Here is a 13,221-nt window from a genome sequence, read left to right as displayed (position 1 = left end):
GGCAGGCACGACCGGCGCTTCCGTTGCAGCAGGCTTGCCGCTCTCCGCTGCCGAAGCCTTGCTGTCCCCGCCGCTGCCGATCAGGCCGATTACTTCCCCGACCGCGACATTGTCCCCGTCTTTGCGTAAGATGGCGGAAATGACGCCGCTCTCCTCCGCGCTGATTTCCAGGTTTACCTTATCCGTCTCAAGCTCTGCCAGTACATCTCCCTGGCCGACATGGTCGCCTTCTTTTACGATCCACTTGTAGATCGTTCCTTCGGTAATGGATTCGCCCAGATCGGGCACTTTAATCTCGGACACAGGCCGCTACCTCCCCAAATTGTGATTGATGTTATCGTGACACCGTCCCGGAAGGAGACGGTACAGCCGCTTTCGTTTGCGAGTTCAAGTTCAGTGCTTCCGTGACGATTCTGCGTTGTTCAAAGGTATGGACGTCCGCATACCCGCTGGCCGGGCTTGAGCGTTCCGGACGGCCGATATACCGTACAGCGGCATTGCTTGGCGCAATAGCGCGCAGCCGCGGCTCGATATAGCTCCAGGCGCCCATGTTCTTCGGTTCTTCCTGCACCCAGACAATCTCCTGCAAAGAGGTGAAAGCGTTCAGGTAGACGGCCAATTCACGCGCCGGGAACGGGTAGAGCTGTTCAAGGCGAAGGATATGCAGCCGGGAAAGGTCCTGGCCCGCCGCCGCTTCCAGTTCGGCTTGCAGGTCAATGGCGATCTTTCCGCTGCACACGACCAGACGTGTCACGGCGCCGGGAGTCTGCCCAAGCAGCGGTTCCGGGAGCACGGGCTGAAATTGGCCGGATGCCAGCTCTAACCCGGAAGAAGCGCTGCGCGGGTTGCGGAGCAGGCTCTTCGGCGTCATGATAACGAGCGGCCTTGCGTCTGCCTGTCCGCACAGAGAAGCCTGGCGGCGAAGCAGATGAAAGTACTGCGCGGCGCTGGTAAGATTCGCAACCGTCCAGTTTTCCTCAGCGGATAGCTGCAAATACCGTTCCAATCGGCCGCTGGAGTGTTCCGGCCCTTGGCCTTCGTAGCCATGGGGCAGCAGGATGACCAAGTTGCTGCGCTGCGTCCATTTGGCGCGTCCGGCAGAAATGAACTGGTCGAGAATCACCTGCGCGGCATTGGCGAAATCGCCGTACTGCGCTTCCCACAGTACGAATGTCTCCGGCGCAAATACGTTGTAGCCGTACTCGTAGCCGAGCACCGAAGCCTCCGACAGCGGGCTGTTGTAGACGCCGAAGGAAGCCTTGGCATCCTCAAGCTGGTGAAGTGGGGAGTAGAGCGCTCCCGTCTCACTGTCGTGAAGCACGAGATGCCGCTGCGAGAAGGTGCCGCGCTGCGCGTCCTGGCCGCTCAGACGGATTGGTGTTCCGTCCTGGAGAATGGCCGCGAAAGCCAGCGTTTCGGCCAGCGCCCAATCCACTTTCTCCCCGTCATTCAGCAGATCCTTGCGCCGCTGCAGAATCCGCTGCAGCTTCGGGTACACCTTGAAGCCTTCGGGGAAGGACAGCAGCTGGCGGTTAATGCTCTGCAGCCTGCCCAGCGGCACGGCCGTAGGCGCCGGGGTTTCTTCATCCGTCTGCAAGGCGACGGATGTCTTCGTCTCGCCGTTCTTCTGCTTGCCCTCTTTCATCCGCTCGTAAGCCTGCTGAAGCACATTGTCCGCTTCGGCGATCATCTTCGCCAATTCATCCTGGGCAATCACCTTCTCGCGCTCCAGCCTTTCGGCATAAATCCGGAAGACGGTAGGATGATTTTTTACCTTGCCGTAGACAATCGGCTGGGTCATTTCGGGATCATCCATTTCATTATGTCCGTGTCTGCGGTAACCGACAAGATCGATCAGAAAATCTTTTTTGAACAAGTTGCGGTAAGCGCTGGCCATGCGGACGGCGGCAATGCAGGCCTCCGGATCGTCGGCATTGACATGAACGATCGGAATTTCATAGCCTTTGGCAAGATCGCTCGCATAGTGCGTGGAGCGGGAATCCTCGCTTTCGGTCGTGAAGCCGATCCGGTTATTGACGATGATGTGGATCGTTCCGCCATTCTGGTACCCTTGAAGCTTGCCGATATTCAGCGTCTCCGCCACAATGCCTTCGCCGGGGAAGGCGGCGTCTCCGTGGATTAGTACAGCTATGGCCTTGTTCGTGTCCAGCCCAGGCAGCCCCGGAGCCCTCCGGTCTTCTTGGGCCGCGCGCGCAAAGCCTTCGACGACCGGGTTGACGAATTCCAGATGGCTCGGGTTGTTGGCCAGCGTCAGACGGGCGCGAACGGTCTCGCCTTCGTGGAACGCGCGGTCGGCGCCCAAATGGTATTTTACATCTCCGGTCCAGCCGTAGTTGATGCCCATGGAGCCTTCGGACGGGAACAGCTCCTTGTTCGGAGAGTGGTGGAATTCGGAGAAAATAATATCGTACGGTTTGCCCAAAATATGCGCGAGCACATTCAAACGGCCCCGGTGGGCCATGCCCATCAGGATATGCTCTGCGCCGTCGTGCGCGGCTGCGCGGACAATTTCATCCAGCATGGGAACCAGCGCATCATTGCCTTCCAGGCTGAAGCGCTTCTGGCCGACGAATGTCTTATGCAGGAACGTCTCGAACTGCTCCACCTGGATGAGCCGGCCCAGCAGCCCTTTGCGTTCCGCCGGGATGAGCGGAGCGGGCGAGGTGGCCGATTCTGCCTGGCTGTTCAGCCAGCGAAGCTCCTGCTCGTCGTGGACATGGCTGAACTCGTAGGCGATCGTCTTGGTATAGGTTTGGCGCATCCGGTGATAAGCGTCCCAGCCTGTCAGCACATCCTGGGGAGCATTCTCCCAGATGAGCGAAGCCGGCAGGGCAAGCAGATCTTCGCGCGTAAGCTCATAAGTCTCGGGGTCCAGCCATTTGGCCATGGAGGTAGGGTCCTGTCCCAGCGGATTGATGTCGGCGGCCAGATGGCCAAAAATGCGGATGCTCGCGATTAGCTTGGAGGCTCTAACCGCTTTGCGGAGCCAGTCGGTATCGGTGGGCAGGGCCGGTCCGGGAGTTCTTGCAGCCTCGGATGTCAGCGGAGGAGAACCATAGATGGTGAATAGTTCGCGGTAGTGGGCTTCCACTGAAGAAGGATTTTCGGTGAAATGTTCGTACTTTTCCTGAATGTAGCCCAGATTGGGACCGTAATACTTGCTCCAGACGGATTCGTTGTAGGACTCTTTGGCTGACATGAAACATCCTCCTAACGGTTAAGCTCCAAAGGTGGCGCCGATCAGGAAGGCCCGTTTTTGGAGCTGCGGTGGTTACGTTTACATTCTATAACAAAGACAACCCATTATAAAGCCGGTGTCTCATCCTATTGTGCTCCTTTCAACATATGTAATCAATTCAAGCTTTCGTCCAATCCGTTCGAAAAATGGCATAATTATTTACAGGGCCAAATAACCAGATAAATGAGTCGCTATTTCCAAAAAAAATTTGGTTAAAGACTTGAAAAATGGGTATTTGTCATATATAGTTCATTCATACTACTAAGGTCATACATATGTTCAAGTTATTTCTACTGCCGGGTGCCATTTGATCTAACTCTATTTTTTTCTCCGCGCATACTTACTTATTTCCAAAATTCGACACACTTTAGGACGAACTTCTTGTATAATATTCTTGCAAGACTCATTGTAAAGAGAATCAATATCAGATCCTTGAATGCAAGGGTCCAGTAAAAGGTAAACCTGCTGAAAGGCAGGGGCACAAAGTCACGGGTCTAAGGTAATTTCTATATACTACGACGGCCGGACTGCCTGGGGATAAAATCTTAGGAGGAGATTTTTTGGACAAGTCCAACCAGGGGAACATCGGAGAGCTGCAGTCGTTAGAGCTTGATATGGAATGGGTGTATTTGCTTCTGAAAGCAAAGAAGCAAGGGCTCCAAGTGGATGAGATTCGTCAGTTCTTCAATGACAGGACACTTAAGGCAATATAGCAAGAGAGGTCTGACAGGGCATCATCAATTGGCATTTAAAAGAGGACATGGCGGCGCGGCGTCATGTCCTCTGTATGTTTGTGGGGTTTACTGGGTTACTGGTTCTTTTGTTCAAGCCGCCATTTCTGGTAATCCAGAAATTCCTTAAACTCGCGTTTGCTGACGCCTGAGGACATAGCCTCCTGCACCAGCTTGAACCATTCGGAATCCAGCGGTTCCTCCTGCGTATCGGAATTCTCTCCATAGAGAAGAACGTGAACGGGAACGTCCAGAGCCTCGGCAATTTTTTCAATGAATTGGATAGAGGGGTTGGATTGAATGTTGCGTTCAACATTGCTCAAGTATGATTTGGCCACATCAGCCTTGCTGGCCAGCTCGGATAAAGATAATCCCTTTTCCAGACGAAGATGCTGAATGTGTTGTCCTATATTATCTGGCACGACGAGTTACGCCCCCCTCCTTGTTTTTTGGTACTAGTATAGCAAAGGTCCGCATACAAGGCAAAGCAGGCATTTTCCAGAAATTCTAGGAATCTGAAAGCTATAATCCGGCTGGACGCTAATTCTATTCTTTCCCCTTCGATTTCTGCGGCGGCGCGGCAGCGAATCGTTAAGGCAGCCGCTCGCCCCGGGAGCTGACGTACAGGTCATACCATTCCTTACGGGTAAGCGTAAGCTTGTCCGCGCCTTCGCAGGCTGCGATGCGCTTCGGGTTTACGGTCCCGATGACGGGCTGAATCGCGGCTGGATGCGTCATCAGCCAAGAGAGGACAATCGCTTCCGGGGTCGTCCCTTTCTCGTCGGCCAGTGTACGGACCAGGCGCGCGGTGCTGCGGACGGTTTCGGATTCTTCGTCCAGCGGGCGTCCGCTGTATTTGCCCTGGGCCAGCGGCCCCCACGCTTGGAGCTGAATATTTTCCAGCCTGCAATGCTCGATCGTTCCTTCGGGCATGCCCTGCTCTCTCCAGGCTTGCTGATTGACGCTTACGACCGAATCGAGCCAGTAGATCTTCTCGAGGCTCATTTCCAGCTGATTGACGATAAACGGCTCATCGCTGTATGCCTGAAGCAGCTTGATCTGCCCCTGGCTCATATTGGAGACACCAAAATGCCGCACCTTGCCAGATTGCTTAAGCAGATGAAGCGCTTCGCCCACTTCTACAGGGTCCATCAGCGGATCGGGGCGGTGAAGCAGCAGAATATCAAGGTATTCTGCTCCCAGACGCGACAGGATGCCGTCTACGCTGCTTAGGATATGGCTCTTGGAGAAATCGAACACATTGGAGCTTTCGCCCGGTTCGGCCAGCTTAATGCCGCACTTCGATTGAAGAATGATCCGTTCACGCAGCTCCGGCCGTTCTTTAAGGACGGTGCCGAATACTTGCTCCGCTTTGCCGCGAGTATAAATATCGGCATGGTCGAACATATTGACGCCGATGGAGAGCGCCGCTTCAACAGCCTCGTGTCCTTCCTTGATCTGCTCCTTGGTAATCGCCTCGCGGTCCCAGCCTCCGCCTAGACCCATACAGCCCAGGACAAGCCGGCTTGCGGGAATTCCGCGCTTGTTAAGCGGTAACGTTTTCAATTCAATCCCTCCGTCATTGTGGTAGATGATTTCAGAGATATTGTACAACTTTGGAAGCCGGCAGGATACTTTAGGTCAGTTTGGATCGCTGAAGAAGCGGCGCCAGGCGTCACACCTGGGTTACTCCTTCAGCTCCAAAGGCTTCCCGATATCGCCGAGCTTATGCGCCCGTACGTCAGCGTACAGGCGCTTCAGCCAGTTCAGTTCCGTCAGGCTGTGCTCATATTTGCCGTACATGAGATGCAGCGCGGCGCGGGGAACGACGGGAACATGCTCTTCATAGACCTGATAAGCGAGATTGACCTGATGCTCGGTCTCCCGGATGCGCTCCTCCAGCAGCTTCGCAATCTTGGCCGGATCAATATGCCGGGAGAAAGCGAGCGCGAGGTACATCGGATGATAGAGGGTGTCGTTCTTCTTGAACAGCTGCAGCAGGAGCTGCTCGAACAGGGCCTTTCCCGAATCTGTGATCCGGTATATGGTTTTGTCCGGCCGGTCGCTGCTGCGGATGATCTCAACCTGCGCAATCTGTCCGTTCTTAGCTAACTGGTCCACGGCGTAGTACAGGGAGCCCATTTGCAGCTTCGTAATCTGATCGATTGCTCGGTCTTTCATCACCAGCATCATTTCATAGGGATGCATGTCCCGTTCCAGCAGCAGTCCGAGAACAGCGAGCTTCATCGACATGGCTGCTCTACTCCTTGGCAGGCTCCGGTGCCGAAATCTTCGGGCGGGCGAGCAGGCGGTCTCTCGGCATCAGCAGCACGGCGGCAAATCCAAGCGCGGCGGGAACCAGCGCCCACAGGAAAGAGTGAGCGATGGAGGATGACAGCGCGGCGGATATTTTCTCCAGCACCGGTGCCGGGATTTGCGCTCTTGCTTCCGGTGTCAGCGCGGCTCGCGGATCGCTGAAGGCGGATGACTGGGCGGCTCCGAACGCGCTGCTGAGTCTGTCCGTGAACAGATTGCGCTGAATGATACCGAAGATCGTAATGCCAAGCGTCATGCCGAGTGAACGCATAAAGGTATTGGTCGACGTGGCCGCGCCGCGCTGCCGCACATCAAAATGATGGACGGAAGACATGTTAAGCACTGAGAAGGAAAATCCGACGCCGAAACCGGTCAAGGCCATATAGATGTTGACCAGCAGGCGCGAAATGTCCGGCGACAGGGTGCCGAGCAGGGCGACGCCGGCGATGAAGCAGACCGCAGACAGCAGCATGATGCTGCGGAAGCTTGTCCGGGACGTAAGCTGGCCGCCAAGCTGGGCGCCGACGACAGAACCGATCATCATCGGCATCAGAATTAGGCCGGAATTAGTGGCCGAACCGCCGAATACGCCCTGCACGAAGATCGGGATAAAGACGGTCGCCACAATGAAGGCCGAGCCGTAGAAAAAGGCCGCCAGAGCGCTAGTGGCAAACAATCTTTTGCGAAACATGCCGAAGGTGATGACAGGCTCGGCCGCCCGCCGCTCAATGAGCAGAAAAGCGATTAGCAGCACTGTAAAGCCCCCAAACAGGCCAAGGATAGCGGGGGAATCCCAAGCGTACTGCCGTCCGCCGATCCTTTGTCCGCCAAGCTCCAGAGCGAACATTAGACAGATAATCGCGCCGACCAGCGTAAAGGCGCCGCCCCAGTCGATCCGCTGCTTGGAGTGAGTCACCGATTCTTTGTAGGCCAGAGCGAGCATGATGAAGGCGATAACCCCAAGAGGGAGATTGATGTAGAATATCCAGCGCCAACCGACATATTCGGTGATATAAGCGCCGAGCAGCGGACCTAGGACGCTTGAGATACCGAAGACCGCGCCGAACAGTCCGGTCATCTTGCCGCGCTTCTCCGGCGGAAAGATATCGAATATAATCGTGAACGCGATCGGCATCAGCGCCCCGCCGCCCACCCCTTGAATCGCCCGGTAGATGCTGAGCTGGGTAATGCTTCCCGCGGTGCCGCAGAGGGCCGAGCCGATCAGGAACAGCAGCAGTCCGAGCATGAAGAAACGTTTGCGTCCGTACATATCGGACAGCTTGCCGAAGACGGGAGTGCCGGCCATCACCATAACCATATACGCCGAGGTTATCCATACAATTTTGTCCAAACCGCCTAATTCGCCGACAATGGTACCTAGAGCTGCGGCGACGATTGTGTTGTCCATCGCGGCCATCAAAATGCCGAGAAGCAGGCCGGCTACGACAAGTTTCAGATTGCTATCTTTGGAATACATGATTTAAACTCCTTTTTCTGAGTGTTTAGTGAAGTCTAATTATATTCAAATTTGAGTAGGCAATCAATACATTTTATGACAAAAAAGGACCCCACTCGACTGAGGTCCTGCTGTTCACGCTTTTTCGGTTTCTTCGCGCCGCCGGATAAGAACAGGTCTATACCGCAGTTTCCTTGGTGCGCAGCTGCCTGGATTCGATATAGCTGATGAAGAACTCCGTAAGCTCCGGATCGAATTGGCTGCCCGAACACGCTCTGAGCTCGACAATCGCCTCTTCCACGGATTTGGTCTGTTGATAGGGACGTTCCGTCGTCATGGCGTCAAAGGAATCGATAATGGTCAGCATCCGGCACAGCCTTGGAATTTCCTCGCCTTTGAAGCCGTGCGGATAGCCTTTGCCGTTGTACCATTCGTGGTGCAGCTCGATATAGGGGGCCAAATCCTTGAACTTGTCGCCCATCAGCGCCATTTGCTTGCCCCAGGTCACATGCCATTTTACCATTTCCCACTCCTCGGGCGTGAGCGTCTCCTTCTTGTTCAGTATGCCCAAGGGGATTTCGAGCTTGCCGATATCATGGATCAGCGCACCCAGCGTGAACTGGCGTTTCGACAGGCTGTCCAGCATGAGCAGCTCGCTGATGTCCATAGCGTACCGGAATACCCGTTTGGAATGTTTAAACGTTTCCCGATCCTTGTACATGAACAGGTTGAGCTGCTGCTCGATATCCCGCACGTCCTGACTGAAATCGATATCCTGCTCAAGCGGTGATTGGTGGCCGTAGATATGGACCATATTCTTGCCCTGCTTCTTGGCGTAATACAGTGCCTGGTCGGCCTGATCGACAAGCTCCGATTTGTCGTGAATGTCGCTGCGGTAGCCCGCGATTCCTGAGGAGAAGGACAAGCAGCCTTGAGGGAAAATCTCCGCCCCTTCAAAAGGGGAGTTGTTCAGTGTTTTGCGCAGGCGGTCGAGAAAGCTTTTGGCCTGCTCGGTGTCAAATGAGGGCATCAGGATCGTGAATTCTTCCCCGCCATAGCGGGAGACGACCATTTCGGCGCCGCCGCATTCCTTTTTCAGCAATTCCGCCAAAAAAACGATCAGCCCGTCACCCTTAAGATGGCCGAAGTGGTCATTATATTTCTTGAAATCGTCGATATCGATCATGGCGAGCGACAACGAGGAGCCTGTGCTTCGGGATTTGCCCATTTCCTCTTCCAGCGTCAGCTCGAAATAGCTGTGGTTGAACAGACCTGTCCGCGGGTCCCGGTTCGCCCGCTCCTCGATGTCCCGGTACATCGCGAACATCTGCTTGAACGCATAAGACAGCAAAACGCTGAGACAGAGAAACAGGGCCAGCCCGAAAATATGATTATGATATAACAGGATGACCAGCACGAGCGCCAGCACCAGGGTACTGAGGTAGGCAATGATCGTATCCTTCAGCATTCCTCTTAGCGTTTCGTACAGATTCTCATTATAGAAGACATAGTAGTAAAAGACGATCAGCATCGTGTTCAGCACGAAGTATATGGCCATGCCTCCGGCATACGCCAGAAGATGGTTGTCCATAAGCGGTCCCCGTACCCCTCCCAGGGCAGTAAAGGAAAAGGATGCGGAGGCGATAATGATCGAGTATATGGCAAAGTTGATCAGGTGCTTCCACCAGATGGTCTTGCGTTCAATCAGAAAAATAATCGCGGACGAGACCAGAAGGACGGTTAAGCTGAACGTGGGGCCAAACACGAAAATACAGGCCAGATAAACGGAAGAGTCCAGGGATAACCCGTTGCCCTGCGGAGGAAGCTGGAAGGTAAAGACCGTTAATACGACAGCCGCTCCGGATAGCGCATACACCCATACCCAAGTTGAAGTTGTATAGTGAACAAAAGCGCCCTGATTATATATCGTGAACAAACCGAGTCCCGTCAGGCAAATGGCAAGGGCGTACAGGTGACTCAGGTTCAGCTTGGCTATGACCGTATTCCAATTTGGCAAAAGTTCCCCTCCTTTTCGCAAGTATCTTGGTTGTCCCATTTATTTTAAGGGAAGATAAGGATAAGCGTGAAGCTTTTTTTAAAAATATAAGACGTTATAAGCTTCGCCCCTATCGTTTGGTCTATATTGGAGTTGGAGTTTTCTGGCATGTTAAAAAGCAGGCTGAACATCAGCCTGCTCTCTATTCCATTCAATCAACGGCCGCCACCGATAAGTCTGAATCCGGAGGTCAAAGCCAAGACCACGGAAGCAACGATAACCGTATTGATGATAATGCGCGAATACAACATGCCATCCCATTTCTTTTTCATAATTGTTCACCCCTTTCGATAACGGATCGTCAAGACTGCTTGGCTTCCATCTCCTGAGTTTGAACCTGTCTTTTGTCTGGAACAAGAATGTGCTGAAGATAGAGGAAAATCCCTACATTCATCACAATATCGCCAACGCTGATGACCTGAGTGCGCGGATAAGGCTTGGACAGCGGAATAATATCCCCAAGGAACGGCAGCCTGGTCGCGGAATCCATTAGAAAATGCTTCGTAACAACGGCTCCCGACTGCAGAAGATGCACGTAATAAGGGTCCAGAACCTTTGCCGCTTCCAGCGAGACAGGCATCTTGCCGCCATTGACGGCCATGACGAGAAAGTTCAGAAAGACACCGGCAAAAATGAACAGAAAGCCCGGAGTACTCCGGTTCAACCACAGGATGTAAAGCCCTGCCACGTACACGCCGGCAAAGAAAATACCGCTGAACGAAGCAAAGGCAGCCGACCGATCATTCAGTTCAAACACGACAAACTGCAGCAGCAAAAGCAAGGGAAACCATAAGCCGCCTCTGATGCGCAGGCTGCCGAACTGCTTCAGACCGTAACGAAATCCGCCCCGGAGCAGCCCGACAACCAAACCGAGCACAATACCGTCGTAGACCATGTTGAATGCTCCTATACCTATGTTTTGATAAAAGGAATCCTATGCACATTAAGGATATTCGACCCTAAATATGGAAATCCTTCTGACTATGACGATATTCCTCAAATTTTTTCAAAAATAGGTGTCGAAAAATTAAAAACACGGGTTAATGAATTTTGTTGCTTGACATACCCCCATGGGGTATATTAAAGTGGTGTTGAGGAGGTTGATGCATGGGGGCACATGAGAAGCATGATAAAGGTGTTGTTCCGCATGACTGCTGCGGCAGCGATTGCCATTCTTCCGAAGAGCGTAAAAGCCATCATACCCAGGAATTCAAGAACGGGCTGACTACCCGGCTTAACCGCATTGAAGGGCAGATCCGGGGGATTAAAGGCATGATTGAGCGCGACACCTACTGCGATGATGTCCTGACTCAGCTTGCTGCGGTTCAGTCGGCGCTTGGAAGCGTCGGGAAGCTGCTGCTTGAGGGCCATATGAAGAGCTGCATCATTGACAGAATTGAAGCCGGAGAACATGAAGTTGTCGACGAACTGCTGGTTACAATCGGCAGATTAATGAAATAAGGAGAGGATTAATAATGGCGAACGTTATATTGAATGTAGAGGGAATGTCCTGTGGACACTGCGTAAGCTCGGTGGAGAAAGCGGTAGGCAATCTGGGAGCATCCGCAACCGTGAATCTGGCAGCCAAGACGGTAGCGGTCGATTATGACGACAGCAAGCTCAGCCTGGGAGCCATCAAGGAAGCCATTGAAGAGCAGGGCTATGACGTAGTTCAATAAGCCGAATGAGGCATAAACAAGGCATGGAGCATTAGGGGCAAGAAGTCCCGTTGCAACGCTCCGCGCCTTCTCTTTTTTACATTTGCATACCCCCTATGGGTACCTGAAAAGGATGTGATCTTATGGAGGAAACAGCAGCGGCTCCGGCAGAGGAACAGGCGACCTTGCAAATTACGGGCATGACCTGCTCCGCCTGCGCGGCGAGGATCGAGAAAGGGATATCCCGCATGGAGGGCGTCTCCCGGGCGAATGTCAATCTTGCGCTGGAGCAGGCGGCGGTTGGCTTCGATCCCAAGGTTGTCAGCGTGCCGAAGATCGAGGAGAAGATTCGCTCGCTCGGCTACGACACGGTGAAGGAAGCGGCGGACTTCGATATTTCCGGCATGACCTGCGCGGCCTGCTCCGCCCGGATTGAGAAGGTTCTCGGCAAGATGCCGGGTATCGCCGGAGTCAATGTTAACCTTGCGCTTGAAACGGCGCATGTCGAATATACCCCGGGGATGATTACTCCCCAGGACATAATCGCCAAGGTCGACTCGATCGGCTATAAAGCCTCGCTCAAGGAAGACCGGAGGGAGACGGCCGACCGCCGGGAGCTTGAAATCAGCCGCAAGCGCATAAAGTGGATGATTTCGGCGCTGTTGTCCCTGCCGCTGCTGTGGGCGATGGTCGGGCATTTCTCCTTCACTTCCTGGATTCCCGTACCGGAGCTGTTCATGAATCCGTGGTTCCAGCTTGTTCTGGCGACGCCGGTGCAGTTCATAATTGGCTGGCAGTTCTATGTCGGCGCCTACAAGGCGCTGCGGAACGGCAGCGCCAATATGGATGTGCTGGTGGCGCTGGGCACGTCGGCTGCTTACTTCTACAGCCTGTACCTTACGCTTGATTCCCTGCGGATGAACGGCATGAATCATACGGTTGAAATGTACTATGAGACGGGCGCTGTGCTGATCACGCTCATTCTGGTCGGCAAATGGTTCGAGGCGCTGGCGAAGGGCCGCTCCTCCGACGCCATCCGCAGCCTGATGGGCCTGCAGGCCAAGACGGCGCTTGTGGTGCGTGAGGGAACGGAGATGAGCGTTCCCGTAGAGGAAGTCGTGATCGGGGATATCGTGCTTGTGAAGCCGGGCACCAAGATTCCCGTCGACGGTGAAGTGACCGAAGGCTTGTCATCCGTGGATGAATCAATGCTTACGGGCGAGAGCATTCCAGTGGAGAAGAAGCCGGGCGACCCCGTGATCGGAGCGACGGTGAACAAGAACGGCGTGCTGAAGATCAAAGCCCGCAAGGTGGGCCGCGATACGGCACTTGCCCAGATTATCCGCGTGGTTGAGGAAGCGCAGGGGTCCAAGGCGCCAATCCAGCGGGTGGCGGATGTCATCTCCGGCATCTTCGTGCCGATTGTGGTAGCCATCGCGGCGCTGACGTTCCTGATCTGGTACCTGTGGGCGGCGCCGGGACAGTTCGCCGAAGCGTTGGAGAAAGCAATCGCCGTGCTTGTTATTGCCTGCCCCTGCGCGCTGGGCTTGGCGACGCCGACCTCGATTATGGCCGGCTCCGGCAGGGCCGCGGAGCTTGGCATTCTGTTCAAGGGCGGCGAGCATCTGGAAGCCGCGCAGGGCATTCAGCTCGTCGTGCTCGACAAGACGGGCACCGTGACGAGCGGCAAGCCGGTGCTCACGGACGTGCTTGTATCGCCCGGCTTCAAGGGCGCGCCGGAGCTG

General features: G+C 54.4%; 12 protein-coding genes and 1 riboswitch. Of the genes, 4 read left to right on the top strand and 8 right to left on the bottom strand.

The features are described from left to right. Together L691_RS0121550 and L691_RS0121545 are read right to left on the bottom strand one after the other, a co-directional pair. A partial coding sequence (locus tag L691_RS0121550) for a biotin/lipoyl-containing protein (protein ID WP_025692395.1) occupies window positions 1–303 on the bottom strand: 303 nt, incomplete at its 3' end. A 31-nt stretch (window positions 304–334) separates the two neighbouring features. Continuing rightward, window positions 335–3,220 (bottom strand): 2-oxoglutarate dehydrogenase E1 component, encoded by a 2,886-nt coding sequence (locus L691_RS0121545; RefSeq protein WP_025692394.1) that lies wholly within the window; start codon window positions 3,218–3,220, stop codon window positions 335–337. 484 nt (window positions 3,221–3,704) lie between these two features. Next, a riboswitch (cyclic di-GMP riboswitch) is annotated at window positions 3,705–3,794 on the top strand. Window positions 3,795–3,819: 25 nt separating this feature from the next. Between L691_RS0121545 and L691_RS33765 the strand changes: the two genes are divergently transcribed. Further along, window positions 3,820–3,972: an anti-repressor SinI family protein gene (locus L691_RS33765; RefSeq protein ID WP_232229247.1), complete on the top strand. Its 153-nt coding sequence runs from the start codon at window positions 3,820–3,822 to the stop codon at window positions 3,970–3,972. A 95-nt stretch (window positions 3,973–4,067) separates the two neighbouring features. Here the strand turns inward: L691_RS33765 and L691_RS0121535 are convergent, their stop codons facing one another. From L691_RS0121535 to L691_RS0121500, 6 genes are all read right to left on the bottom strand, one after another. Continuing rightward, window positions 4,068–4,412 (bottom strand): helix-turn-helix domain-containing protein, encoded by a 345-nt coding sequence (locus L691_RS0121535; RefSeq protein WP_036737674.1) that lies wholly within the window; start codon window positions 4,410–4,412, stop codon window positions 4,068–4,070. A 169-nt stretch (window positions 4,413–4,581) separates the two neighbouring features. Next, window positions 4,582–5,556 (bottom strand): aldo/keto reductase, encoded by a 975-nt coding sequence (locus tag L691_RS0121530; RefSeq protein WP_025692392.1) that lies wholly within the window; start codon window positions 5,554–5,556, stop codon window positions 4,582–4,584. 120 nt (window positions 5,557–5,676) lie between these two features. Then, window positions 5,677–6,243: a PadR family transcriptional regulator gene (locus L691_RS0121525; protein WP_025692391.1), complete on the bottom strand. Its 567-nt coding sequence runs from the start codon at window positions 6,241–6,243 to the stop codon at window positions 5,677–5,679. 7 nt (window positions 6,244–6,250) lie between these two features. Then, window positions 6,251–7,783 (bottom strand): MDR family MFS transporter, encoded by a 1,533-nt coding sequence (locus tag L691_RS0121520; RefSeq protein WP_025692390.1) that lies wholly within the window; start codon window positions 7,781–7,783, stop codon window positions 6,251–6,253. A 157-nt stretch (window positions 7,784–7,940) separates the two neighbouring features. Continuing rightward, a complete protein-coding gene (locus L691_RS0121515) occupies window positions 7,941–9,779 on the bottom strand; it encodes a bifunctional diguanylate cyclase/phosphohydrolase (protein WP_025692389.1) in 1,839 nt (612 codons plus the stop codon). Window positions 9,780–10,119: 340 nt separating this feature from the next. Further along, complete coding sequence (locus tag L691_RS0121500) at window positions 10,120–10,713, bottom strand: DUF5317 domain-containing protein (RefSeq protein WP_025692388.1); 594 nt, start codon at window positions 10,711–10,713, stop codon at window positions 10,120–10,122. Between the two features lie 212 nt (window positions 10,714–10,925). Here L691_RS0121500 and L691_RS0121495 point away from each other — a divergent pair, with 212 nt between their 5' ends. The 3 genes from L691_RS0121495 to L691_RS0121485 form a co-directional block, all read left to right on the top strand. Beyond that, window positions 10,926–11,279, top strand: coding sequence for a metal-sensitive transcriptional regulator (locus tag L691_RS0121495; protein WP_025692387.1), 354 nt, complete (start codon window positions 10,926–10,928; stop codon window positions 11,277–11,279). A gap of 14 nt (window positions 11,280–11,293) precedes the next feature. Then, complete coding sequence (locus tag L691_RS0121490; RefSeq protein WP_025692386.1) at window positions 11,294–11,497, top strand: copper ion binding protein; 204 nt, start codon at window positions 11,294–11,296, stop codon at window positions 11,495–11,497. Window positions 11,498–11,619: 122 nt separating this feature from the next. After that, a partial coding sequence (locus tag L691_RS0121485; RefSeq protein WP_025692385.1) for a heavy metal translocating P-type ATPase occupies window positions 11,620–13,221 on the top strand: 1,602 nt, incomplete at its 3' end.

Source organism: Paenibacillus zanthoxyli JH29, assembly GCF_000520715.1.
GTDB lineage: Bacteria > Bacillota > Bacilli > Paenibacillales > Paenibacillaceae > Paenibacillus_AQ > Paenibacillus_AQ zanthoxyli.
Note: the sequence above shows the minus strand (reverse complement) of the source record. Positions and strands in the feature narration are given on the sequence as shown.

Bases quoted from the DNA above. Each gene is read 5' to 3' on its own strand.
- L691_RS0121545 (WP_025692394.1), bottom strand. From the start codon at position 3,220: ATGTCAGCCAAAGAGTCCTACAACGAATCCGTCTGGAGCAAGTATTAC.
- L691_RS0121525 (WP_025692391.1), bottom strand. From the start codon at position 6,243: ATGTCGATGAAGCTCGCTGTTCTCGGACTGCTGCTGGAACGGGACATG.
- L691_RS0121520 (WP_025692390.1), bottom strand. From the start codon at position 7,783: ATGTATTCCAAAGATAGCAATCTGAAACTTGTCGTAGCCGGCCTGCTT.
- L691_RS0121500 (WP_025692388.1), bottom strand. From the start codon at position 10,713: ATGGTCTACGACGGTATTGTGCTCGGTTTGGTTGTCGGGCTGCTCCGG.
- L691_RS0121495 (WP_025692387.1), top strand. From the start codon at position 10,926: ATGGGGGCACATGAGAAGCATGATAAAGGTGTTGTTCCGCATGACTGC.
- L691_RS0121490 (WP_025692386.1), top strand. From the start codon at position 11,294: ATGGCGAACGTTATATTGAATGTAGAGGGAATGTCCTGTGGACACTGC.